This window comes from Streptomyces sp. NPDC005794 (assembly GCF_042871445.1).
In the GTDB taxonomy this organism is placed as follows: domain Bacteria; phylum Actinomycetota; class Actinomycetes; order Streptomycetales; family Streptomycetaceae; genus Streptomyces.
This window is the reverse complement of the sequence record NZ_JBIAIN010000012.1, coordinates 22,592-45,950: the sequence shown is the minus strand read 5'-3', so window position 1 is coordinate 45,950 and position 23,359 is coordinate 22,592. Positions and strand designations below refer to the sequence as shown.

19 protein-coding genes and 1 pseudogene are annotated in these 23,359 nt (G+C 68.7%); 4 read left to right on the top strand and 16 right to left on the bottom strand.

Annotation, left to right across the window (positions count from 1 at the left end):
- Positions 1-291: 291 nt before the first annotated feature.
- The 5 genes from ACFYQ5_RS20215 to ACFYQ5_RS20195 all read right to left on the bottom strand — a co-directional run bounded on the left by ACFYQ5_RS20215 (position 292) and on the right by ACFYQ5_RS20195 (position 8,007).
- Entirely contained in the window at positions 292-2,634 is a 2,343-nt protein-coding gene (locus ACFYQ5_RS20215) for a rhamnogalacturonan lyase (RefSeq protein ID WP_389199174.1), read from the bottom strand.
- 83 nt (positions 2,635-2,717) lie between these two features.
- On the bottom strand, positions 2,718-4,727 hold the full coding sequence (locus tag ACFYQ5_RS20210) for a beta-galactosidase (RefSeq protein ID WP_389199173.1): 2,010 nt from the start codon (positions 4,725-4,727) through the stop codon (positions 2,718-2,720).
- A 94-nt stretch (positions 4,728-4,821) separates the two neighbouring features.
- Positions 4,822-6,138, bottom strand: coding sequence for an ABC transporter substrate-binding protein (locus ACFYQ5_RS20205; RefSeq protein ID WP_389199172.1), 1,317 nt, complete (start codon positions 6,136-6,138; stop codon positions 4,822-4,824).
- 35 nt (positions 6,139-6,173) lie between these two features.
- The gene (locus tag ACFYQ5_RS20200; RefSeq protein WP_389199170.1) at positions 6,174-6,992 is read right to left on the bottom strand and encodes a carbohydrate ABC transporter permease; all 819 of its coding nucleotides are present in this window, start codon (positions 6,990-6,992) and stop codon (positions 6,174-6,176) included.
- A 70-nt stretch (positions 6,993-7,062) separates the two neighbouring features.
- A complete protein-coding gene (locus ACFYQ5_RS20195) occupies positions 7,063-8,007 on the bottom strand; it encodes a carbohydrate ABC transporter permease (protein WP_389199169.1) in 945 nt (314 codons plus the stop codon).
- Positions 8,008-8,645: 638 nt separating this feature from the next.
- Here ACFYQ5_RS20195 and ACFYQ5_RS20190 point away from each other — a divergent pair.
- A complete protein-coding gene (locus ACFYQ5_RS20190) occupies positions 8,646-9,722 on the top strand; it encodes a LacI family DNA-binding transcriptional regulator (RefSeq protein ID WP_389199167.1) in 1,077 nt (358 codons plus the stop codon).
- Positions 9,723-9,765: 43 nt separating this feature from the next.
- Here ACFYQ5_RS20190 and ACFYQ5_RS20185 read toward each other — a convergent pair whose 3' ends face one another.
- Genes ACFYQ5_RS20185 through ACFYQ5_RS20175 form a run of 3 tightly spaced genes read right to left on the bottom strand, consistent with a single transcriptional unit; the run spans position 9,766 to position 12,619 of the window.
- The gene (locus tag ACFYQ5_RS20185; RefSeq protein ID WP_389199166.1) at positions 9,766-10,506 is read right to left on the bottom strand and encodes a cupin domain-containing protein; all 741 of its coding nucleotides are present in this window, start codon (positions 10,504-10,506) and stop codon (positions 9,766-9,768) included.
- Entirely contained in the window at positions 10,503-11,471 is a 969-nt protein-coding gene (locus tag ACFYQ5_RS20180; RefSeq protein ID WP_389199164.1) for a PmoA family protein, read from the bottom strand. The genes ACFYQ5_RS20185 and ACFYQ5_RS20180 overlap by 4 nt, the downstream gene beginning before the upstream one ends.
- Positions 11,468-12,619, bottom strand: a complete 1,152-nt coding sequence (locus tag ACFYQ5_RS20175; RefSeq protein WP_389199162.1) for a Gfo/Idh/MocA family protein — start codon at positions 12,617-12,619, stop codon at positions 11,468-11,470. Before ACFYQ5_RS20175 ends, ACFYQ5_RS20180 begins: the two co-directional genes overlap by 4 nt.
- Positions 12,620-12,866: 247 nt before the next feature.
- Between ACFYQ5_RS20175 and ACFYQ5_RS20170 the strand changes: the two genes are divergently transcribed.
- Positions 12,867-13,904 (top strand): LacI family DNA-binding transcriptional regulator, encoded by a 1,038-nt coding sequence (locus ACFYQ5_RS20170; protein WP_389199160.1) that lies wholly within the window; start codon positions 12,867-12,869, stop codon positions 13,902-13,904.
- Positions 13,905-14,038: 134 nt separating this feature from the next.
- Here ACFYQ5_RS20170 and ACFYQ5_RS20165 read toward each other — a convergent pair whose 3' ends face one another.
- Entirely contained in the window at positions 14,039-15,835 is a 1,797-nt protein-coding gene (locus ACFYQ5_RS20165; RefSeq protein ID WP_389199158.1) for an ABC transporter ATP-binding protein, read from the bottom strand.
- 234 nt (positions 15,836-16,069) lie between these two features.
- Between ACFYQ5_RS20165 and ACFYQ5_RS20160 the strand changes: the two genes are divergently transcribed.
- Positions 16,070-16,330, top strand: coding sequence for a hypothetical protein (locus tag ACFYQ5_RS20160; RefSeq protein WP_389199157.1), 261 nt, complete (start codon positions 16,070-16,072; stop codon positions 16,328-16,330).
- Positions 16,331-16,373: 43 nt separating this feature from the next.
- Positions 16,374-17,137, top strand: a pseudogene (locus ACFYQ5_RS20155) (SDR family oxidoreductase).
- A gap of 253 nt (positions 17,138-17,390) precedes the next feature.
- Here ACFYQ5_RS20155 and ACFYQ5_RS20150 read toward each other — a convergent pair.
- The 7 genes from ACFYQ5_RS20150 to ACFYQ5_RS20120 all read right to left on the bottom strand — a co-directional run bounded on the left by ACFYQ5_RS20150 (position 17,391) and on the right by ACFYQ5_RS20120 (position 23,309).
- Positions 17,391-19,058: a serine/threonine-protein kinase gene (locus ACFYQ5_RS20150; RefSeq protein ID WP_389199155.1), complete on the bottom strand. Its 1,668-nt coding sequence runs from the start codon at positions 19,056-19,058 to the stop codon at positions 17,391-17,393.
- A 293-nt stretch (positions 19,059-19,351) separates the two neighbouring features.
- On the bottom strand, positions 19,352-19,807 hold the full coding sequence (locus ACFYQ5_RS20145; RefSeq protein WP_389199153.1) for an Rrf2 family transcriptional regulator: 456 nt from the start codon (positions 19,805-19,807) through the stop codon (positions 19,352-19,354).
- 270 nt (positions 19,808-20,077) lie between these two features.
- A complete protein-coding gene (locus tag ACFYQ5_RS20140; protein WP_389199151.1) occupies positions 20,078-20,830 on the bottom strand; it encodes a glucose 1-dehydrogenase in 753 nt (250 codons plus the stop codon).
- Between the two features lie 155 nt (positions 20,831-20,985).
- The gene (locus ACFYQ5_RS20135) at positions 20,986-21,303 is read right to left on the bottom strand and encodes a hypothetical protein (protein WP_389199149.1); all 318 of its coding nucleotides are present in this window, start codon (positions 21,301-21,303) and stop codon (positions 20,986-20,988) included.
- A gap of 198 nt (positions 21,304-21,501) precedes the next feature.
- Entirely contained in the window at positions 21,502-21,762 is a 261-nt protein-coding gene (locus ACFYQ5_RS20130; protein ID WP_389199148.1) for a hypothetical protein, read from the bottom strand.
- On the bottom strand, positions 21,749-22,336 hold the full coding sequence (locus ACFYQ5_RS20125) for a helix-turn-helix transcriptional regulator (protein WP_389199147.1): 588 nt from the start codon (positions 22,334-22,336) through the stop codon (positions 21,749-21,751). Before ACFYQ5_RS20125 ends, ACFYQ5_RS20130 begins: the two co-directional genes overlap by 14 nt.
- A 454-nt stretch (positions 22,337-22,790) precedes the next feature.
- Entirely contained in the window at positions 22,791-23,309 is a 519-nt protein-coding gene (locus ACFYQ5_RS20120) for a CAP domain-containing protein (RefSeq protein WP_389199145.1), read from the bottom strand.
- Positions 23,310-23,359 lie beyond the last annotated feature (50 nt).

Here is a 23,359-nt window from a genome sequence, read left to right as displayed (position 1 = left end):
GCTGGGGCAGGCTCGACCGATAGGAGCCCATCGTTGATCACCGGCAACACACGGTAGTCGCCAATCGCCCGTGCCCGGCGTGCTGTTGTCGAAGTTGCCCGCCAGGCGTCCCGCTCTGGTATGACGACTCGCACGGGTAGCCGATTTCGTTCCCCTGCAACTCCGCACGAACGGACGGACATCGATCCGGTGCGCGAATCGCGTAGCCCGCCCGCGCGGAGGGCCCGGGCGTACGAAGGAGCGGGGAGCCCCGGACCGTCCGGGGCTCCCCGCTCCTTCGTACGCGCTCTCTCAGTCGAGGTGCGGAATGGGCACCTGGGCGAAGTCGGTGTCCGCGGCCAGGTAGAAGCTCGGGTAGGCGGGCTGGTTGTAGACGGTCTGCTGCCGGGCCACCTCCGCCCGGTACTGCGGGTCGTGCATCAGGGTGTACAGCTTGTGGTGCGTGAGTTCGGTGCTGACGTAGACGCGGACGGAGGAGCTGTCCGTGCTGGGAAGCAGCAGTTCCTCGCGCCAGTCCCCGAAGATGTCGGCGACCAGGGACGGGTTTCCCTTGGTGTGGTTGTTCGTCGTGCTGCCCTCGGCGGTGAGCAGGGTGCCACGCCGCCAGTCCCTCACCTCGGGTGTCGCGTACGTGGTGGTCGTCGCCCCGTGGACGATCTGCGTGGTCAGGTCGCCGGCCCAGCGGATGCTCTGGTTGGTTCCCGGGGTCTCCTTGCCGAGGGGCTCGCCCCGCGCGCCGAAGAGCCCGACGGGGTCACCTCCCGACCCCTCGACGGCGTTGGACCAGACCTCGAGTCCGGGGCGGGAGGGGTCGATGTCGCCGATCATGCCGCGGCCGGTGTCGACGCCGGTGTACCCGCCGAAGAGGACCTGGCCGGTGGCCGCGTCGCGCATGCTGTAGCCGTACGGGGCATGGGCCCCGCCCTCGTGGACGGCGAATATCTCCGTCCCCGGGCGACCGGGGTCGATGTCGGCGACGTGCATGGCGTCACCGTGCCCCAGCCGTGCCGTCGCGCCCGGCGCGGAACTCCCCTCCGGCAGGGTTCCGGTGGAGCTGTACAGAAGGCTGCCGTCGTCGTCGAGCGTGGCCGATCCGTAGACGATCTCCTGTCGCCCGTCACCGTCCACGTCCGCGGCGCTCAGGGAGTGGAAGCCCTGGCCGGTGAGCGAGGCGTAGGCGGGGTTACGCCCTTCGTCGCTCTCAGCCGTGTTGCGGAACGGGTTGTTCATGGTCGTGAAGCCGCTGTCCGCCTTCCACTCCACCCGCAGGTGCTTGCCGTCCCACCGGTAGGCGGCCAGGGTGGCGCGGGTGTAGTAGCCGCGGGCGAAGACGGCGGAGGGGTGGGTGCCGTCGAGATAGGCGACTCCGGCGAGGAAGCGGTCGACGCGGTTCCCGGGCTCGATGCGGCTGCCCGCGTAGTCGCCCCACATCAGCCCGTCGTCGACGCGTCCGAACGGGTAGCGGATCGTCTCCAGTTCCTTGCCGCTCGCGCCCGCGAAGACGGTCAGGTACTCGGGGCCGTCGAGGATGAAGCCCTCGAACGCGCGCAGCTTGTTGTTGGCCGAGCGGGAGGGGGCGTACTCGTCGATGAAGTAGTCGACCAGGTCCTCGGCGTGCGCACGGCTGAGGGGGTAGGGGTAGGCGTCGCGGCCGGTGATGCCGAGGGCCTTCTCGATGGTGGCGGGCCAGGTGCCGGCCTCGACCTCGGGATGGGTGCTCCATCCCATGAACACCTTGACCAGATGGTCCCGGAAGCCGGGGGCGCTCAGCTGGTAGTCGTCCTCATGCGTGTACCCGGCCGCCCGGTCCTTCCGGGGCATCGTGATGTGGCGCCGGGACACCGGTTCACCGTCGGCACCGTAGCGGGTGACGCTGGTTCCGGGAGCGGTCTTGAGCATCGTCTCGGAGCGGCCGTCGCCGTCGAAGTCGTAGACGAGGAACTGCGTGTAGTGGGCGCCCGCGCGGATGTTCGGGCCGAGGTCGATGCGGTTGAGCAGGGTGCCGTCGAGCTCGTAGGTGTCGATGTAGGTGGTGCCGGTGTAGCCGACCTGGGAGACGTCCTTGGCGTTGGACGGGTTCCACTTGACGACGTACTCGTAGGCACCGTCACCGTCGACGTCCCCGACGCTCATGTCGTTGGCGCTGTAGGTGTACGTCTGGCCTGCCGGTGTGACGCCGTCGGCGGGCTTACGCAGGGGCAGGTCGTAGTAGTCCTTCGACTCCGGGGTGACGGGTTCACTCCGGCGGCCCTCGCGTCCGTCCACGACGGCGACGACACGGTAACTGGCTGCTCCGGTCGGGGCGGTGTCGAGATAGTTCGTACTGTCCGTGACAGTGGCCAGGCGCCGGCCGTCACGGTAGACCCGGAAGTCGGTACCGCTCATACCTGTCTGCGTGGCCCCGGTGACTTCCGAGCCGAGCAGCCGCCAGCTGAGGAACACGCCCTCGTCGCTGCGTACGGCGACCAGCCCGCGGTCGAGGTGTTCCAGTTGCACGGCCCGCGCCGTGCCCTTGTCACGGCCCGACGGCTCGGCCTGTGCGGTCACGGGGCCCGCGCCGAGCAGGAGCGACCCGGCGAGGAGGGAGGTGAGGAGGGCGGCGGCTCTCCGGCGGACGGGGCGGGTTCCTGGCATCACGGCTCTCTTCCGGTTGTGTGGCTCTCGGCCGGCGATCAGGTACTGGGGTCGAAGCGGAGCCCGTGGGCTGCCGTCGGGCGTCAGCGCTCGTGGACGACGGCGGTCTCCAGTGCGGGCACCGTGAGGCGTGCCGATACGTCCTGGCCACGGATGAGTTCGTGGCCGACGGCCGGTACGTCGACGTCGTGGTCCGTGTGGTTGATGACGAAGAGGAAGCCGGTGCCGTCGTCGGCGTGCCGGCGCACGGCCTCGACGCCGGGCGGCAGGCCGGCGACTGCCGGGGCCACGTCCGCCTCGGCCAGGAGGGCGTCGACGACGGCGGCCACTCCGCCGTCGTCGGGTCGGGTCGCGACGTACCAGGCGCTGCCGCGGCCGGTGGTGTTGCGGGTGACGGCGGGCAGTCCGGCGAGCGGGCCGTCGGCCCAGGTGCGTACCGCCTCGGCGCCCTCGAGACGGGTCTTCTCGCTCCACAGGTCGGCACGGGTGCCGTCGTCCAGGGTGAGCACTTCGTCCTCCTGGAGCGGGTGGAACTCCTCGGAGCGTACGCCGAGGAGTTCGCGGAACGCGCCGGGGTAGCCACCGAGCCGCACATGGTCGTTCTCGTCGACGATGCCGCTGAAGAAGGTGATCAGGACGCTGGCGCCGGCGTGCGCGGCCTCGGCGACGCGTGCCGCGTCCTGGTCGTCGACGCTGTAGAGGGTGGGGACGACCAGGGCCCGGTAGCCGGCCAGGTCCGCCCGGGGGGACACGACGTCGACCGTGACGCCGCGCCGCCACAGGGCGCGGTACCAGCGCATCATCTCGTCGAGGTAGCTGAGGGCCCCGGTGGGATGGCCGTCCATCTCGGAGCCCCACCAGGAGGGGTAGTCGAAGACGAGAGCGATGTCCGCCGTGACGCGGCTCCCCCGAACCGGTGCCAGGGACCGGAGGCGCCGGCCCAGCTCCACGGTGTTGCGCCACACGTCGGAGTCCTGTCCGGCGTGCGGAAGCATGGCGGAGTGGTACTTCTCGGCCCCCGCGGAGGACTGCCGCCACTGGAAGAACATCACGGCGTCGGCGCCCCGCGCCACGTGCGCGAGCGAGTTGCGCAGCATCTCCCCGGTGTGCTTGGCGCTGTTCCGGGGCTGCCAGTTGACCGCCGACGTCGAGTGCTCCATCAGCATCCACGGTGCCCCGCCCGCGACTCCGCGGCTGAGGTCGGCGCTGAAGGCGAGGCCGATGTGCGCCTCGGGGTCACGGGAGACCAGGTAGTGGTCGTTGGCCACCACGTCCATGTCGTCGGACCAGGAGAAGTAGTCCACCCATTTGTTGGACGTGGTCATCATGAAGTTCGTCGTCGTCGGAACCTGCGGGGTGACCTCGCGCAGCACATCGCGAAGGGCCCGGTAGTGGACGAGCTGCTCGTCGGAGGAGAAGCGCGCGAAGTCGAGCTGCTCGGTCGGGTTGACGAAGGTGGGAGCGGATCTCGGCGGCAGGACCTCCTCGAAGGAGTCGTAGCGCTGGGACCAGAAGGCGGTGCCCCAGGCGGTGTTGAGTGCCTCGACCGTGCGGTAGCGGTCCTGCAGCCAGCCACGGAACGCCTCGGCGGCGGCATCGGAGTAGTCGTGCGGAACATGGCAGCCGAGTTCGTTGTCGACATGCCACACGGCCAGCGCGGGGTGGTCGCGGTAGCGCTCGGCCATCCGGCGTGTCATCCGCAGGGCGTAGTCACGGAACACCGGTGAGGAGACCGCGTAGGACTGCCTGGCTCCCTGGTGGAGCACGGTGCCGTCGGCGAGTTCGGGCAGGATCTCGGGGTGCTTGCGCGTGAGCCACGGCGGCGGTGACGCGGTGGCGGTGGCCAGGGCGACACCTATGCCCGCGGCGTGCAGCCGGTCGAGCACCGCGTCCAGCCAGCCGAAGTCGAACTCCCCCTCACGTGGCTCCAGTTGTGCCCAGGAGAAGATGGCGACACTGACGAGGCCGACACCGGCCTCCTTCATCAGTTCCACGTCCTCCAGCTGGACGTCCAGAGGCCACTGCTCGGGGTTGTAGTCACCCCCGTAGACGATCCCTTCGGCGTGCAGAGGCCAGGGGCGTTCGGTCGTCATTCTGATCCGTCCTTGTACGGGCACACGGATCCTGTTCCGGTGCCGGGTGGTGGGCCGTGCGGGCAGCGGTGGCTGCGGGTGGGAGTGGCGGCGCTCAGCGGGCCGACTCGACCATGTCGGTCATCTCGTCCACGAATCCCGTGGCGGCCTCGTGCGCGCCCATCCGGCCGAAGACGACCTCCTGGTTGTAGCGGACCAACGTCTGTTCGACGGTGCTGGCGCCGTTGGGGATGACGGCCGGCGAGCCTGCGACCTTGCCGTCCTCCAGCCATTCCAGGTAGGTGAGTACGGTCCGGTCGTCCTCGGCGAGATCCGGTGCGATCTGCTGACGGACCGTCTGCACGGCCGGGATGCCGCGCTCGACCCCCAGGATCTTGGCGGCCCCGGGATCCGCGACGAGGAAGTTGATCAGCAGGGCGGACTCGGCGGGGTGCTGGGACTGGGAGGAGATCGACCAGTACATACCCGGCTTGATGAACTGGAAGGGCTCGGCCTGATCGGACGGGAGGTTGACGACCGCGAAGGTGTCGCCTCCGCTGGCCGCCGCGTAGGCGGGCAGCTGACTCGAGTACGCCACGCTCATCGCGACCTTGCCGGTGGCCAGCGGGGACTGCTCCAGGGGAAGGGCCGTGGAGTCGGCGACGGCCGACGGGCTGATCGACTTGTCCGCCTTCATGAGGGACGCGCCCTCCCCCCAGAGGCCTTCCACCGTCTCGGGGGTGACCGCGACGCCGCCGTCCTCGCCGAATATCGCCTCGCCGTGCTGACGGGCGTACAGCTCGAGGGCGGCCTGACCACCCATGGGGTAACTTCCGGAGACCTTTCCTCCCGACTCCTCGGAGACCTTCCGGGAGAACGCGGAGTACTCGTCCCAGTTCCACGAGGTGGTGTCGGGCAGCTCCAGTCCCAACCGGTCCAGAATCGTGGTGTTCACCAGAACTCCGGCAGCGGTCACGGAGTTCGGTGCCGCGTAGAGCGTGCCACCGGACCTGCCGGTCTTCAGGATCTCCGGGTCGAAGGACTCCTTCTTGAAGTACCTGGACTCCTCCAGGTCGAGCAGGGCCCCTCGGTCGGCGTACGAGGCGAGGTAGAGCTGGTCCATCTGCATCACATCGGGTGAGTTACCGCCGGCCGCCATCGTCGCCAGCCGGTCCCAGTAGCCCGTCCAGTCGGAGAACTCCAGCTTGACGTCGATGTTCGGATGCTTCTTCTCGAACAGTTCGACGGCTTGCTGGGTCAACTGCTGACGCTTGTCCCCGCCCCACCAGGTCAGACGGATGGTGACCGGCTCCTCGCTGAGCCGGTCCTCCCCGGGGCCGTCGCCCACGGCGCAGCCCGTGAGAGCGACGGAGGACAGGAGGGCCGCCATGATCAGACCACTGGCCTTGCGGACCGCTCGCTTGTGAAACATGGGCATTCCCATCTGTGCCGAGGTGCTGCGCGGGCTCATTTGCCGCCGGTCGTCGCGATCCCTCGGATGAGGTAGCGCTGACCGAAGGTGAACGCGAGCAGGACAGGGACGATCGATACGGCGCTCATCGCGAACAGCGAGCCGTAGGAGGATTCGGACTGGGCGTCGATGAACGCCCGTAGGGCCACCGGCACGGTGTAAAGGTCGGGATCGGTGACGAAGATCAGCTGTGTGAAGAAGTCACCCCACGTCCAGATGAACGTGAAGATCGCCGTCGTCGCGAGGGCCGGAGTCATCAGCGGCAGGATGATCTGGAAGAACGTACGCGCGTGGCCGGCGCCGTCGATGCGCGCCGCCTCGTCCAGCTCACGCGGCAGGCCACGGATGAACTGCACCATGAGGAAGATGAAGAAGCCGTCGGTGGCGAGGAATTTCGGGACGATGAGCGGAAGGAAGCTGTTGATCCAGCCGAGTTGGGCGTAGATCACGTACTGCGGGACGATGACCACATGGATCGGCAGCATGATCGTCACGAGCATGATGGCGAAAGCGGTTTTCTTGTACCGGAAGGAGAGCCGCGCGAAAGCGTACGCCGCCATCGAGCAGGTGATGAGATTACCGATGATCGCACCGATGACGACGATGCCTGAATTCACCAGATAGGTACTGAACGGCTGCGAGAGAGCATTCCAGCCGTTGGTGTAGTTCTCGGCGGCGAACGTGTCCAGGAAGATCCCGGAGTCGGTGAATATGCTGCCGTCCGGCCGAAGTGAACTGACGACCATCCAGAGCACGGGATAGAGCGCGAGCACGACCATCGCCACGAGGAGTACGTGCCGGAGGGCTCGGCGCATCGGAAGGGTTCGTTTACGTCGCACCGGGGCACCGTCCGCCCGTGAGGGAGCGCGGTCCGCGGTCAGATTCTCAGTCGTCATAGAACACCCAATACTTCGAGGCCCAGAAGTTGATCGCGGTGAAGGCGCCGATGATGATCAGCAGCAGCCAGGCGAGTGCGGACGCGTAACCCATGCGGAAGGACCCGAAACCCTCCTGATACAGGTAGAGGGTGTAGAAGAGCGTCGAGTCGGCGGGACCGCCCGTCCCCCCGGAGACCACGAATGCCTGAGTGAAGGACTGGAAGGCATTGATGATTCCGAGCACGAGGTTGAAGAACACCATGGGGGTCAGCAGCGGCAGGGTGATCGACCGGAACTGCCGCCATGTGCTCGCACCGTCGGTCGAGGCCGCCTCGTAGTACTGGCGGGGAATCTGGCGCAGGCCGGCGAGGAAGATCACCATGGGTGATCCGAACGTCCAGACATGCAGAAGGACGATGGTCCACAGAGAGGTGTCCGGATCCGATATCCAGCTCCGGCCGACGACACCGAAGAGGCCGAGGAAGTCGTTGAAGAGCCCGTCCTCGCCGAAGACCACCCTCCACAGGACAGCGATGGCCACGCTCCCGCCCAGCAGGGACGGGAGGTAGAGCGCCGAACGGTAGAAGGACAGTCCACGCATGCCCCGGTCGAGCAGCAGGGCGAGACCGAGCGCGACGGCCAGCTGGAGAGGCACACTGATCGCGACGTACGTGAAGGTGACGGCCAGCGAATTGTGCAGCCTGGCGTCGTCCAGCATGCGCGTGATGTTGTCGAAGCCCGTGAAATCGGCAGCCTGGAGCAGGTTGTAATCGGTGAACGCCAGATAGAGCGAGACCAGCATCGGGCCGGCCGTCAGCCCCACCACACCGATGAGCCAGGGCAGCAGAAAGAAGAGGGCGGCCTTGTCGTCACGCCGGCCGGCCTTCTTCTCGTCCTTACTCAGCGGGCGCTTGCGGTCGGATGAGATCCGGCGCAGTTCAGCGAGACTCATGGCGCCCCGCTCCGGCACGTGAAGGCCCCCACGGAGACTCTGGACCGCCGAACTCCGCCAGGTCTCGACAAGGCTCGGTTCGAGCGAATGGTGAACCCATGGGGCTTTTCCCCTGACTGTAGAGCTGAACCACTTCTGAACAGGAACAACCGGAGGTTTCCGGCGCAGATCGGGTGACGCGGAACCGCGACGACCACATCGGGTTGTAACGTTTCAATCAATGACCGGCGTGGATCTCACGCCATCGCGTCCATTGATTCGGATGCAGGAGTTCTTCGCGGATTCATCACTCCGCGCACCCTTGCGCCCCCGCCCTCCGCACGCGGCGCGGGCACCCCCAGGAAAACGGAAGGACAAGGGCCTTCCGCAGAAGGCTTGTTGCGGCTCTGCGGGAGACGCTCCGACCTTGTTCCGTCCGACCGGATCCCGCTTGACCAGGAGCCTAAGCACCTCGCATGTTGACGTCAACATGCGCGCATGCAGGAATTCGGAAGCGGCCGGAAACAATGCGTGTCCCCTCCGCACAGCACGTATCCCGGTGAAGTCGGCCGGTCGCAGGCAGACTTCGGCACCCTCGGGCTCGGGAACGCCCGCTCGCATACCCTGGCGGGGATCACGTACCGAGCGGCGGAGAGGCCATGAACGGCGTGGAAGCAGAATCCGGGCAGACTCGGCAGCGACGGCGCGACGCGTCCATCGAGGACGTGGCACGGCGGGCCGGCGTCTCGGGCCAGACGGTGTCCCGCGTCGCCAACGGCCGCAGCAACGTGGGTGCCGAGACCCGGCAGCGTGTGCTGGCCGCCATGAGTGAGCTGGGTTACCGCCCCAACAGTGCCGCCCGCGCCCTGAGGTCGGGTCAGTTCCACAGCATCGGAGTCATCGTCTTCACCCTCACCTCGTACGGGAATCTACGGACTCTCGAGGCGGTCGCCGCCGCGGCCACCGAGCGGCGCTACACCATCACCCTGATGCCGTTGACGCATCCCACCCACGCCGATGTGAGCGTCGCCCTCGACCGCCTGGGCGAGCAGGCCGTCGACGGAGTCATCCTGCTCATCGAGTCGCACCTGATCGGTTCGGCCGAGGCGCGACTCCACCGGGACATTCCCGTCGTCGTCGTGGACTCCCGGGTGGCGGACCGGTCCGCCGTGGTGGACACCGACCAGTTCGCCGGTGCGCGGCTGGCGACCGAGCACCTCCTGGAACTGGGCCACGAGACCGTCTGGCACGTGGCCGGTCCCCAGGACTCCTACTCCGCCGACCTGCGCCTGCGGGGCTGGCGTGAGACCTTGCTGGCCCACGGCCGACCGGTGCCCGAGCCGATTCACGGCGACTGGTACTCCGACTCCGGCTACGCCGCCGGTCGGAGGCTCGCCGCCGAGCCGGGGCTGACGGCTGTCTTCGCCGCCAACGACCAGATGGCCCTGGGCCTCCTGCGCGCTCTGACGGAAGCGCACCGGCGCGTACCCCAGGACGTGAGCGTCGCCGGTTTCGACGACATGCCCGAAGCCAGGAACTTCATCCCCCCTCTGACGACCGTCCACCAGGACTTCACCGCCATCGGCAGGACGGCCGTACAGGCGCTCGTCCAGGAGATCGAGGGCGGAGCCCCCGCGGAGTACAAGGAGATCGCCCCCCGCCTCGCGGTCCGCGACAGTACGGGCAGACCTGCCGGACCCCGGCCGGCACCCCCCGCTCCGGTGAGCGGAGGGTGAGCGGGATTCCACCGATGTCATGGGCGCCGGCTCTCCGCCATGGTCACAGCTGCCAGGTCCGCAGCCGGCCGCACATGCCGTACCGGGCGGGCCCGGGCCGCGCGGTCTGCTCGGCCACCGTGGCGTCCGCGAGGTGGCCGGCCCGGCCGGAGGCGAGGGACGCGAGCGCGGAGACCGTATCGGCCGTACTCCGCTGAACCCCCGCTCCGACGATCGCCCGCCACTCCGGCACCCTGCCCGCGACCAGGCGTCCGGCTGCCGCGTGGAGATCCGCCAGCCCCGCGCTCCCTTCGGTGTCCACGCGAGCGCGGAGTTCCGCGTACCCGGTGAGTGCGAGGTCGCGCCGACGGCGGGCGGCGTCCGCCACCAGAGGGTCGTCGGGGCCTTCGTGCGACTGGGCGGGGAGTGCTGCCGCCTCCCGGTACCGGTCCGGATCCTTGAGTACGTCGTCAGGGAACGTCAGCACGGCGTCCCCCGCCTCGGGCAGGCCCGCGTTCGACATCACCACGAGGACGTCCAGGTCTCCGTCGTTGACCAGCCGGTGAACCACCCCCGGCGTGAACCACACGACCTGGCCAGGGAACAACCGGTGCTCGGCGTAGCCGTCCTGACTGAGTGTCTGCACCGCCCCCTCGCCGCCGATGACCACGTAGCCCTCCGACGAGGTGGTGTGCAGATGGGGCGTGCCGCTGCCCGCCGAACCGGCCCCGTCGGCTGCCGGCCAGTCGTAGACCATGAGCCTGCTGACCGAGGTTCCTCCTGGGAACGGCGGCCGGCCGCTCATCGCTCCCCCTCCTTCACCTGCGAGAGCGCGTCGCGGCCGAGCTCGGCGAGCAGCTCTGCCCGTCGGGGGTCACCGGCCCCGTCGGCGATCACGACGGCGTAGCGGAAGGTGAGTGTCTGTCCCGCGCCGAAGGGCACCTCCTCGCTGAAGAAGGGCGCCGGGTTGGCGCATCCGAACATCTCGGTCCGCATGAACCACTGCGGTGGATGCTGGGGGTTCGCGGTGTCGTCCACCATGACGACGGTGGATGTGCCGCCCTGTTCGTCGTGCTGTCCGCTGAAGCCCATCCATTCCGCGCGGGTGCCGCGCACCTCCTCGCCGCCGGCGACGCCCGGGGCGAGGATGGTGCCTCCGGTGAAGGAGCGCGGCCCGCGCCAGAACAGCCCGCCGTAGCCCGCGTTCTCGCGCCCCCTCGTCGTCGGCGAGCCGATGTCGAGCTGCTCGTCACCGACGTTGGTCATGGCCGAGGAGAAGGTGAGTACCCAGGCGTCCTGCGACCGGGGAACGTGCGCCGACCAGTGACGCTCCTCCGTGATCACGTCGGCGCCCCGTTCCTGGCCGGGGCGTGGCTGGGCACGCCAGGTGAGGTGGTGCCCCAGGCTCACCGAGTCCGTCTCGACGGACAGGCCGGTGCACCTTTCGTGGTCCATGGAGCCGTTGTTCTCCAACTGGACGTAGTCCTTGCCGTGGACGTAGGTCGGTCCGCCCCAGAAGTTGTGGTCACCGACGTTCGGCAGGGACCAGGTGATCCCCTTGTGCCAGACGTGGTCCCATGGCCGGAACGCCGTGACGACATCGCCGCCGAGGGTGCGCACGGGGTGGAAGTACGGCCGGGGTGACTCCAGTTGGACGTCGTCCGGCGCGTAGACATAGGTGAACAGGGGTGTCCCGTCGTGGGTGACGGTGACTGCCCGGTCGACGTCGTGGACGGCGTGCAGCGCCGGGCGGGTGTCGGTACGGGTCACAGCGATGCGCCTTCCAGCGAGTGGCTCTCGGCCCACGGGGCTCCGGTCCCGTCCATGCGGGAGTAGAAGGGATGACCGGGGACGATCTCTCCCTTGCGTACGGCCCTTCCGGTGAACGCCGAGGCGTACACGGCCGCGACGAGCTCCATGGTGTCGCGCGCCTCGCGCAACGGAACCGGCAGTGGCTCACCGGCGTCCATGGCGTCGAGAACGGCTCCCACCTGGTCCGCGTGGCCGCTCTGTCCGTCGGCGGTGACCGACACCAGGGAGTCGCTCACGGATTCGCGGCCGGGGACGGGTGTGATCGTCCAGTCGTCCTTGGAGTAGCCGTAGAGGTGCTCGACCTCCACCGTCGCCAGCTCCGTGTCGATGCGCAGGTGCGAGGTCTCACGCGGCGACAGGAGCGAGTTGACGATCGTCGCCAGCGCCCCGTTGTCGAACCGCACCAGTGCCGTGGACACGTCCTCGGTGGCGGTGTCGCGGGCGAGGCGGCCCGCCATGGCGCTGACCTCGGTCCAGCCGCCCAGGAGTGCGAGCAGCAGGTCGAACTGGTGGATACCGTGGCCCATGGTCGGGCCCCCGCCTTCGACCTCCCACTTCCCGCGCCACGGTACGGCGAAGTACTCCGGCGGCCGGTACCACATCGTGTCGCAGACGGCGACGAGCGGACGCCCGAGGGAGCCCTCGGCCAGGAGTTGACGCACTTCCAGTCCGGCAGCGCCGAAACGGTGCTGGAAGACGACGGAGACATCCACCCCGGTGCGTTCGGAGGCTTCCAGCAGTTCGTCGAGTTCGGCGAGGCTGAGGGCCGGCGGCTTCTCGAGCAGGACGGGTACGCCGGCTTCGACGCACTGCAGGGCCAGCGGTACGTGGGAGCCCGGCGGGGTGCAGATGTGGGCCAGGTCCGGCCGCCCCTGGAGCGCCTGGGCGAGGTCGGTGCTCCAGTGCGGGATGCCGTGCCCGGCCGCGAAGTCCTCGGCGCGACGGGCGTCGATGTCGACGGCGGACACGACGGCCGCTCGCCTCGGGTGGGCGGCGACCGCTGCGGCATGGGCGTGCGCGATGGCGCCGGTGCCGACGACGAGGTGGCGACGCTCGGGCCGTGCGCCGGCAAGCGGCTCCTGGTAGCTCAGGGCGGGGTCGTTCACGGTTTCCTCTCGTGCTGTGACGGGCGGCCGATGAACGGTGGCCGCCCGCCAGGGCGATTTAGTGAACGTTCACCACGATCGTGATCGTTCACTATTGCTCCGTCAAGAGGGCGGGCACATGTTTTCGGGCCGGGGTGCCGCACCGTGCCCGCCCACCTGACTCCTGAGCGACTTCCGCCTGGGCTACGATCGTGAACGATCACAAAAGCTCGGCCTGTCCTGGCTGCGGGGTGAGAGGAGTCGGGCTGTGCCTGCGGAAGCCGAGGGCCGGAGGCGCCCCACGATGCGCGAGGTCGCACGGGCTGCGGGCGTCTCCCATCAGACGGTGTCGCGGTACATCCAGTTCGACGGCGCCGGGATGAAGAGTGGCACCCGCGAGCGCATCAGCGCCGCCATCGACGAGCTCGGCTACCGGCCGAACCTCACGGCACGGGCCATGCGTACCCACCGGACCGGACGCCTCGCCGTGCTCCTGCCGGCCGGGTCGGCCGCCAGCTCACTTCCCATGCTCACCGGCGCGACGGCAGCGGCGCACGCGTCCGGGTATCACCTGGAAGTGGTGACACTCGACCGCGCGGCGGGCCCGCGTACGGAGCGTGTCAACGAACTGGCGGACTCCGGCCAGTTCGAGGGCCTGGTGTCCCTCACACCACTGCTGCCCGACCTGGCCCGGCCCGCCGCTCCGGCGGTGCCCGTCATCGTGGCCGCCGACTACGACAGCGAGATGCGCGCGCTGGGAGAAATGGCGGACGGATCACCGGTCGCCGAACTCATGGAGAAGCTCGCCGCCGACGGCCATCGGTGCTTCCTGCATGTGGCCGGCGACCGCGCCTACGCCACGGCCCGCAGCCGTGAACAGGTCTACCTGGAGACGATCGAGCGCCTCGGCCTGCGCTCGGCCGGGGTCGCGGCCTGCGACTGGGCTCCGGAGTCGGCGCGGCAAGCCGTCCTGGACCTGCCGGCCGGCACGGAGGTCACCGCGGTGATCGCCGCCAACGACGTACTGGCCGCAGGGGTGATCCACGGGGCGACCGAGCGCGGATGGCGGGTTCCGGAGGACCTGAGTGTCACGGGCTGGGACAACAATCCGGTGGGGGCGTGGCTCCCGCCCACGCTGACGACCGTCGACATCGACTTCGAGGCCCTTGGACGGCGGGCCATGAACCGGCTGATCTCCGTACTGCAGGGCGCCGGTGCGAACGAGCCGACCACCCGGGTGACGCAGGTGCTCTGGCGAGGTTCCACGGCGAGGGCCCGGCCGGAGCCCGGCTCCACCGAGCACTGAGCGCCGGCCCGGCTCCACACTCCTCCGCGACTCCCCCGGCGTGGCGGACCGGACAGCCGGCCCACCGGGCGCCGCTCTCCGGTCCGTACGCGTGAGTCCGTTCCGTCAGGGCGCCCCGGCCGGCCGCATCCGCGTCACCTCGGGTGGGCGGGCTGAAGCCCCGCGTACACACCGCCCGTACGCAACAGCTCCTCGTGGGTGCCGACTTCTGCGATCCTTCCGCCCTCCATGGCCACGATGCGGTCGGCACCCTGGATCGTGGAGAGCCGGTGGGCGACGACGAAGACGGTCCGTCCGTGCACGAGCCGGGTGAGCGCCTCCTGCACGAGGGCCTCGGAACGGTTGTCGAGCGCGGAGGTGGCCTCGTCGAGCACCAGCACTCTCGGATCACGTATCAACGCCCGTGCGATGGCGAGACGTTGCTTCTGACCGCCCGACAACTGCGCGCCACGCTCCCCGATGACCGTGTCCAGGCCACGGGGCAGGCCGTTCACGAATTCCAGCGCGTTGGCGTCCCGGAGGGCGCGCATCAGCGTCTCCTCGTCCGTGTCCCCCATGCCATACGTGACGTTGTCGCGGATGCTGCCCTCGAAGAGGATCGACTCCTGGGGCACCACCGACAGGAAGCGCCGGTAGGTCCGGAGGTCGAGCCCGGCCATGTCGGTCCCGTCGAGCAGGATGCGGCCCGCGGTGGGCCGGATGAACCCGATGAGCAGGTTGAGCACGGTGGACTTCCCCGCCCCCGAGGCCCCGACGAGCGCGATGGTCTCCCCCGGCCGCGCGGACAGGGTGAAGCCGTCGACCGCCGACTCCCCGTCCTCGTAGGCGAATCCGACGTCCTGGAAGTCGATGCGGCCGACGACACTCTCGACACGCTCCTTGCCCGCGTTGTTCTCCAGATCGGGCGCCTGCAGCACCTCACCCGCCGAACGCACCGACTCCAGCCCCTTGGTGAGGATCGGGGCCAGGCCCAGCAGTGTCGTCACGGAACCCGTCAGCACGGTGAAGAAGGAGCTCAGCATCACCACGTCACCCGGGGTGATGTCCATCCACCCGTGGTACGCCACCAGGGCGGAGCCCGTCAGGCACAGAACGCCGAGCGTGTTGAGGATGACCCAGGCCAGCGAACCGAAGCGGCCGTTCAGCATGTCCAGGCGCATCCCTGCCGCGAACACCTGGCGCAGCGACCCGTCGACCCGGCCGAGCGCGGTCCGCTCCAGCCCGTGGGCGCGGGTGATGGGAATGAGTGTGGTCATCTCACCGACACGGGAGGAGAGTTGCTCGACCTCCCGGCGGAAGGACTCGTTGTGACTGCGCAGCCGTCCACGCAGTTTCATCACGAGGAAGCCGGAGGCGGGCACCACGACGAGGAAGACGGGCAGGAACTCGGGCACACGCACGCCGATGACGACGAGCCCGCCGACCAGCGTGACGACGGCGCCGAGACCCATGTCGGAGCTCTGCTGAACCATTTGCTCCACGGCTTCGACGTCGCGGACCACCTTGGCCTGCAGCACGCTCGAACTCACACGTGAGTGGTATCCGATGGACAGTTGCTGCATCCGGCGGCAGAGGGCCGAGCGCAGAGTCGTACCCATGCGCCGGATGCTGCCGGCGAGGCACCGTACGTACCACTGGTGGAGCGGGTAGTTGATCACGAGGATGAACAGCAGAACGCCGCTCGCCTTCCAGATTCCCGACTCAGGGCCGTGCTGGACGACCACGTCGAGGACGGTGGCGGTGATCAGTGGCAGCAGCCAGATGGGGCTGTGCTTCACGACGAAGATGGCGACCGCCAGGGCCAGCCGTCCACGGTCGGGGCGGAAGAGATGGCCGAGGGTACGGACCGGGTTCTCGCCGCGGTAGCGGTGATCGAGGTGATCGAAGGGTGCCAGGGGTTCGGCGTGGAGCGGTGAAAGCGCTTTCTTCATGGAGATCATCCCACCCGTTCCCGCCGTCGGCGACAACCCCCGTTCCACGGGCAGAGACCGCACCACACAGACGTGCGGTCTCTGCAGACGTGCCGAACGCCGACCCGCACACCCGGTAGCCCTCTCACCGGCGGCGCGCCAGGAAAACTGGCGTATTCCGTCGGGATCACGCTGCGTAATCCCTCACCGACCGGGTACGGGGCCTGGATGTTCGGATACAGGCGTGTACGAGTGATGACCGTGCTGCTCAGCGGCTGGGTGGCCCTGACCGCCGTGGAGCGGTGGGCGGAGCATGCGCCCTGGCCGCGTGCAGTCCTGGGCGGGCTCCTGTGGTCATGCGTGGTGGCCGGCGTCTGGTGGTTCGCCGAATGGACCCAGTCACCGCTGCGCACGGCACGCGAGTCGGCGGCGGCACGCGAGTCGGCGGCTGCCGCCGTCGCAGGGGAGGCGGAGCATGTGCGGTCCGGAGGAGAGCGTGCTTCAGTGGATCGGTGAGTTGCAACGGGGCCGAGGGCATCCTCCGGTGGAAGGGTCTGGCGTGAAAATCGCGGTGCTCGGCGGCACGGGACTGATCGGATCGAAGGTCGTCAGGAAACTCGACGCCGATGGCCACGAGGCAACACCGCACTCGAAGTCGACGGGCGCGGACGTCGTCACAGGCGAGGGCCTGGAGAAGGCCGTCGCCGGCGCCGACGTCACCTGACGAACTCCCCGACCTTCGACAAGGCGGCACCGGCCTTCTTCCGGCAGTCGACGGGCCATCTGCTGGACGCCGGCCGGAAAGCCGCGGTGCGCCACTTCGTCGTGCTGTCCATCGTCGGCGTGGACCAGGTGCCCGAGCTCGACTACTACCGCGCCAAGGCTCTCCAGGAAGAGATCCTCGCAGCGGGACCGATCCCGTACTCCATCGTCCGTCCGTCGTCCGTCCGTCCGGTCCGTGCCACACAGGTCATGGAGTTCGTCGACGCGATCCTGAGCTGGACGTCCGACGGTGACACCGTCCAGCTGCCCGCCACCCCGATCCAGCCGATCGCCGCCCAGGACGTCGCCGACGCGGTCTCCGGAGTTGCCGCCGGGCCTCCCCTGCAGGGGATCCACAACATCGCGGGACCCGAGGTCTTCCCGCTCGACGAACTCGGCGGAATCACGCTCACGGCCCGGTCGGAGAGCCGTTCCGTCATCACGGACGACACCGCGGGCATGTTCGCCGCCGTTCGCGGAGACGTCCTCACGGGCAAGGCCGACGCCTCGATCGCCCCCACGCGCTACGCGGACTGGCTGGCGTCGCATGAGGGCAGCTGAACGGGTGGAGCGGTGGTTCGCCGAGCTCACCCAGGAGGCCCTCGATCGACAGGAGGCGTGTCCACCGCTCCGGCCAAGCCCTCGCGCGACACTCCACGGGGCCCGATCGCCAGCTGGAACGACAGCCCCCGGCCCTTCGCCAGCCGCCCCTTCGCCCACACCAAGACCATCGGCGAAATCCTCGACGACAACGCCGCCTCCTGCCAACGAGTCTCCGACTCAGGTCACTGGTTCACGAAGTCGCACCGGAGTATCAGGCCGCGTCCCGCCAGACAGTCAGGTCTCCCTGGAGAAAGGCGAGTTCCGGTATGGCGGTGGACTTCGTCTGGATCACGTACAGCCCGATGTTGCCCTCGGCGTCCTTCATGCAGATCTCGGTGCCGGCTGCCGCCGCGGCCAGCGACCAACTGTGGTATCTGGCACTCCTGAGCATGAGACGACACTCGTCGAGCGTGGTGCCATGGCCTCCGAATATCTGGACGAACACCGTGCGGTCGCCCTTCAGTTCGCAGCCGCTCGACTCGCAACTGAAGCGGATGTCACCCTTGCGGCTCGTCAGCTCCGGCTCGGAGCTCTTGAGGCTCAGCGAGTTCTTCGCGTGGAGATCCACCAGGGTGAAACCCTCCGGGCGCGGCTCCTGGGGCGAGGCGGATTCGGTCGCAGCCGGCCCGGACGCACCGTTGCCGGACCCGGCGGCCGATGAATCCGAAGCATCCGAGGAGGGGCCGGACGACGATCCCGGTACGGATGCCGACGACGGCCGTGCGCCAGGCCCGGTGGCGGACGATTCGGAGCCGGCCGCGTCCCGGTCGCCGAGCCGGTTCATCGCATCCATGAGCGACCACGCCAAAGCCACCACCAGCAGCGCGCCTCCTGTCACACCGGCCGCCGCGATCAGCGCAGTGCGCCGCTTGCGGGCCTTGCGTCGTTCCGGCGTCGGTTGCGGCCACCCCGGCTGCGGATACGCCGGAGCGGGTGCGGGCACCGGCGGCTGCGGGTAGGCCGGGGTCGGCTCGGGTATCGGCGCCGGCACCACGACCTCCGGCCCGGTGACCTCCCGCCATACCGCAGGTCCCCCACCCGCGTCGGCGTCCGGCCCCAGCCGATGCCGGCACCACTCCACGACCTCCTCCGGCGTGGCCCGCTCCGCCGGGTCGGCGGCCAGGCACCGGGCGAACAGCGGGCGCAGGGACTGGGGCAGCAGGGACAGGTCGGGTTCGGAGTGCACGATCCGGTACAGCACGTTGACGGCGGACCCATCGCCGTAGAGTGGCCTGCCCAGCGCCGCGAACGCCGCCGTCAGGCCGAGCGCGAAGACATCGGTCGCCGCCGTGATCTCGCCCCCGGACGCCTGCTCCGGGGCCATGAAGGACGGCGTGCCGATCGTGCCGCCCGTCGCCGTGTACGAGGTCCCGTCGGCGGCCAGAGCGATACCGAAGTCGATCACCCGGGGACCGTCCGTGGCCAGCAGCACGTTCGACGGTTTGAGGTCCCGGTGCACGATGCCCTCGGCATGGATGGCCTGCAACGCCTCGGCCACCCCGGCCATCAGCCACAGCACCGCGGGCACCGGCAGCGGCCCGTTCCGGGTCACCGCCTCCGTCAGCGACGGGCCCGGCACATACAGCGTGGCCGACCACGGTGGCAGGCCGTCCGCGTCGGCATCGATCAGCTCGGCTGTGTACGCCCCCCGGACCTTACGGGCCGCCTTGATCTCCCGGCCGAACCGCCGCCGGAAGACCGGATCGTCAGCCAGCTCCGGCCGCACGACCTTGATCGCCACGGGACGGCCGCCCTGAGTGTGCGACAGATACACTCGGCCCATGCCACCGGCGCCCAGCCGCGCGGCGAGCCGATAGCCCGCCACCACGGGCGGGTCGCCGGCCTGAAGTGGTAGGAAGCCCTCCGTCGAATGACTCATCAGCCCTGTCCCCCCAGTGTGATGCCTTGGCCAACGGCAGCAGCCTAAGCCGAGCGCTGGTGCGGCCCGCTACGGGACCTGCTCGTGACCGCCACCGAGGACGCTCCGGCCAACCCGCCGGAGCGGGCGCCACTCGGCGCGCATGAAGGGCGTCGTCGGTCGGTGGAGTGCGCCAGGCCCTGACAGGAGCAGACGGGACGGAGTCCGAGGCCTTCAGCGGCACACCTCGAACGCCAGCCGCGATCAGTCGGTCACGCGCGGGCAGTCCCCAGGAAGGACTTTGGGCGATCCGGTCAGTGGGCGCGAGCGGTCGCGGCGTGCGCCGCCATCGTCTTACACAGCATGTCGGCAACGGTGGTCTCCCGCAGGGACCGGCACAGGGCGTCGGTCGCTTCCTGGTAGACGTCCGCAAGCGCGGACTGGATTCCGGCGCCGACGTCACACCCCGCGTCAGGTGTCGACGCGTGCATTCCAAAGACCGGCTCGTCGGGAAGCGATCGGTAGACGTCCAGAAGCGTGATGTCCGCCGCGGCCCGGGCCAGACTCCATCCGCCACCGCGGCCGCGGATGACCGTCACCAGTCCGGCGTCCTTCAGCTGCCCGAGGCATCGCCGGATGACGACTGGATTCGTATCCACACTGCCCGCGATGCGCTGCGACGTCGCGACCTCGTTATCGGTCCCCCGCCGGTCGTACGCCAGCCAGGTCAGGATGTGCACGGCCAAACTCATACGGCTGTTCGCACTCACGTACGCATCTCCTCCCTGCCCGCCCCTTGAAGCGACAGGCGGCATCCCCCGCAACACCGGCACCCGAAGTGTAACCATATCGACTTCAGCAGGAGTCTCCGGTTCGTCGCCGCCGGCGGACGGCTGCCCCGCACGCCACCGGGCCGCGCGGACCCGCGCGCCCCGCTGGAAGCAGCAGGGACGCCCCGCCGCGGCGCGTTCCACCGGCAGAGCGTCCCTGTCAGATCACCCACTCCCTGAGGGCTCCCGCAATACCTGGCGGGACAGCCCTCAGACCTGGGCCAGACCACCGTCCACGAAGAGTTCAGCGCCCGTGGTGAAGGAGCTCTGATCGGAGGCGAGGAAGACCGCGGCCGAGGCCACTTCATCGACGTTCCCCGTGCGCCCGAGAGGGATGGAGCGGGCGAAGTTCTCCTTGAGTTCGCGCCTCGCATCGACATCGTCGCCTGCGAGGCCGAGAAGACCTGGGGTTTCGATCGGGCCGGGACTGATGGAGTTGACCCGAATCCCTCGTCCCGCCAACTCGGCCGCCCACGATCGTGCGAAGTTGCGGGCGGCCGCCTTGGTGGCGTTGTACACGCTCATCGAGGGAATCCCCTGGGACGCGTTGACCGAAGACGTGAGGATGACCGTTGCGCCATCGGGGAGCAGGGGGAGGGCCTTCTGCATGGTGAAGAACATCCCCTTCACATTGATGTCGAACGTCCGCTCGTACTCCTCCTCGGTGACGTCCGCGAGAGCCGCGAGAGAGGCCACCCCCGCGTTCGCGAACAGAACGTCGAGCCGTCCACTGCGTTCCTTGATGATCGTGAACAGGGCGTCGAGGTCCGTCAGCTTCGAGACGTCGCTCTGCACACCGACGGCACCGGTGCCGATCGCTTCCAGTGCGGCGTCGAGTTCCTGCTTACGCCGCCCTGTGATGTAGACGGTGGCGCCCTCACGCACGAAACGCTTGGCCACCCCCAGACCGATACCGGCGGTACCACCCGTGACCAGGGCTGTCTTCCCGTCAAGCTGTCCCATTGCCCATCCTCCTCGCAGAAACGTCTTCCGTTACGGCTACAACCGCAGGCTTCAGGCGGACCGCACCCACCTCCGAGGAGGCCGATCAGCCGCACGACAACCCTTGGCGTAAATGTAACAGACACAGTTACTTTTTTGGGGACGAGCTCCGGCCCTCAGGCGCCCATGCCGCGCAGTGTCTGCTGCAGACCGGCACCGATCCGGTCCATCGTGGCCGCGTGGGCCTCCGGCATGTCGACATCCAGCCGTTCGCCGAGCACGAAGACCCACCACAGGCACTCGGCCAGTTTGTGCCGCAACTCGGCATCCACGTCACCGTCGATGCCCCGTGTGTGCTCGGCGGCGAGCACCAGGCGCCCGGCACAGGCCGCGTCGTCGGTGAAGCCGACCGCGAGCTCCGGCAGTGTCCACGTCCTGCCCAGTACGCGCTCTTCGATCTGCTCGTACTGGGCGCGGACCTTCAGTGCCCTCATGCGGCTTTCCCTTCGGGGAGGTTCTCGGGTTCGTCCACCACGCCAGAGGTGGACGTGGACGGTCTTGCCCTGTCTGCTCGTGCGGTGCTCGGGTCTGTCGGCGGACGGGTCGGGTGACGTTCGTCGCCGCCGATACCGAGGTCTTCTCCGACGATGAGCCCGCGAGCCCTTCGCTTCCGTATCGGCGTTCACCAGGGCTCATATCTCGGTTCCTGAGGCCGCTTCCTGTGTCCCTCGGCAGGGTGTGTCCGCGGCAGCCAGTTCGAAGTCGGCCCGGTCGGACTCGACTCCGTTGATCTGCAGGGAGATCGCGTGCAGTCCTGGGTGGTAGCGGCGCGTCGTGATCGGCCTGAAGGAGTGCTCCCGCGTCACCTGTATCTGTTCATCCGGCGCGAGGGTGCGGGTGGTGAGTGCGTAGGTCTTGCCCGTCCGGCCACCGTTGGCCTTACGGCGGTGCACGATGTAGTCGATCGCGAGCCGCGCCCGCTGGTCCGCCGGTGTACACGAGACGGTACGGATCGACGCGCCTGACTGTGGTGGCGCCATGCATGTCCTGGTACGTGAGTGTGGTGCGCTCGGACACCCGACAGACGGAGGCCAGCAGCAACAGCACGTCCGCGGACGCCTGAGGAGTCTCGGAGCGCGGGGTGTGTTCGACAGTGGCGTCCGGACTCGCCAGGCGCCTGGCCATGCGGGCGGGCAGGATCTGCCGCAGTTTCAACAGGGCCGACAGCGCTGCCGGGTCGGCGAGTGCCGCCCCGTGTGACGCTTCCTTGAGCGCCACGGCCACGGCGAACACCTCGTCGTCGTCCAGGTTCAGCGGAGGCATGCGGTTGCCCGCACCGAAGCGGTAACCGCCACCCGGCCCCGGTACCGACTCCACGCCGTAGCCGAGCTCACGCAGCCGTTCGATGTCCCTGTGCACCGTACGCTCGGTGACGTCGAGGTGCCGTGCCAGCTCCGCGTTGGACCAGGTCGGCCTGCTCGACAGCAGTGACATCATCCGCACCAGCCGGGCTGAAGTGGCGATCACGGGGCGAACCTATCCGGGTGCCACGGGCAGCGTCCCCCGCGTATCTCGCAGCCGGCACCGCTCCTCGGCCCCGCGCCGTCACTCGCCGCTCCGCGTGCCGCACCGCCGCAGGCTCCGCCCGCTCCGAGGCCTCGATGCGGTGACCGCCGGCCTCACCCCGCACTGGAGCTCCGCCGGCACAGGACGCGAGGTATGAGCGCTCGCACCGCCACTCGCCGCCGCGGAATGCAAGCTCACGACGATGCACAACCTCACCCAGCGGCTCAGGCGAACTCGTCTCGGCATGCCGCGTGTCGGCTCGTCAATCGGACGACAGAAGTGACGTCGGGCTCTCCCACGAGCTGTTCCTCGCCGGACCCGGGCTGCGCCGCGACGGCGTCCCCTCACTGGTGGTCCGCCGCAGCTCGACGCCGAGACGCCTCACCGCCAACAAGACTCCGCCGGCCCGACCGCATCAGAACGGCCCGGTTCTCCTGCCCATGTCCAGCGTCCAGTAGTGGGTCCATGGGCCACCTTGCGCATAGCCAAAGCCGGCCTCGCGGGTGTCGTCCGGTGTATACCAGTCATCAAACAGGATGGCATTGCGATGCCCCCAACTCCACGCCTCATCATCCTGCATCCAGAAACGCACGACTTTCTCGGCGGTGTCGAATCCCACGGCTACGTTTTCCGACCGCCAGGTGTGGAACCCCGCCTGCTCAATCGGTTGTCCGACCTCCCAAACCAGTGCCCCGCCAGGACCGCGGTGCATGTTGAGATCGTCAACAACCCAGTTCTTGTCCTGGTCTTTCAGGAAGTTGCTGTGGGCGCGCGCTATCTGGCTCAGCGATCCAGATAGCGCGAAATCTGGGACACCGGGCGGCATGGTAGCGCCTGCGGAGTTCCCGTGAGGCGGGTAATTCTCCGGATATGTACGTGCGTCAGTGACGAAGCACTGCAGTTCCATTTCCTCAGCAGACATGGTGGTCACCATGAGCCCCATGGCCGAGGGCGAAACGTCCACGTCATCGGTGACATCATTTT

Coding starts and splice junctions, on each gene's coding strand:
- ACFYQ5_RS20190 (WP_389199167.1), top strand. CDS start 8,646: ATGAACGGCGTGGAAGCAGAATCCGGGCAGACTCGGCAGCGACGGCGC.
- ACFYQ5_RS20200 (WP_389199170.1), bottom strand. CDS start 6,992: ATGCGCCGAGCCCTCCGGCACGTACTCCTCGTGGCGATGGTCGTGCTC.
- ACFYQ5_RS20195 (WP_389199169.1), bottom strand. CDS start 8,007: ATGAGTCTCGCTGAACTGCGCCGGATCTCATCCGACCGCAAGCGCCCG.
- ACFYQ5_RS20205 (WP_389199172.1), bottom strand. CDS start 6,138: ATGTTTCACAAGCGAGCGGTCCGCAAGGCCAGTGGTCTGATCATGGCG.
- ACFYQ5_RS20150 (WP_389199155.1), bottom strand. CDS start 19,058: ATGAGTCATTCGACGGAGGGCTTCCTACCACTTCAGGCCGGCGACCCG.
- ACFYQ5_RS20165 (WP_389199158.1), bottom strand. CDS start 15,835: ATGAAGAAAGCGCTTTCACCGCTCCACGCCGAACCCCTGGCACCCTTC.
- ACFYQ5_RS20120 (WP_389199145.1), bottom strand. CDS start 23,309: ATGGTGACCACCATGTCTGCTGAGGAAATGGAACTGCAGTGCTTCGTC.
- ACFYQ5_RS20160 (WP_389199157.1), top strand. CDS start 16,070: ATGACCGTGCTGCTCAGCGGCTGGGTGGCCCTGACCGCCGTGGAGCGG.
- ACFYQ5_RS20210 (WP_389199173.1), bottom strand. CDS start 4,727: ATGACGACCGAACGCCCCTGGCCTCTGCACGCCGAAGGGATCGTCTAC.
- ACFYQ5_RS20185 (WP_389199166.1), bottom strand. CDS start 10,506: ATGAGCGGCCGGCCGCCGTTCCCAGGAGGAACCTCGGTCAGCAGGCTC.
- ACFYQ5_RS20140 (WP_389199151.1), bottom strand. CDS start 20,830: ATGGGACAGCTTGACGGGAAGACAGCCCTGGTCACGGGTGGTACCGCC.
- ACFYQ5_RS20135 (WP_389199149.1), bottom strand. CDS start 21,303: ATGAGGGCACTGAAGGTCCGCGCCCAGTACGAGCAGATCGAAGAGCGC.
- ACFYQ5_RS20215 (WP_389199174.1), bottom strand. CDS start 2,634: ATGCCAGGAACCCGCCCCGTCCGCCGGAGAGCCGCCGCCCTCCTCACC.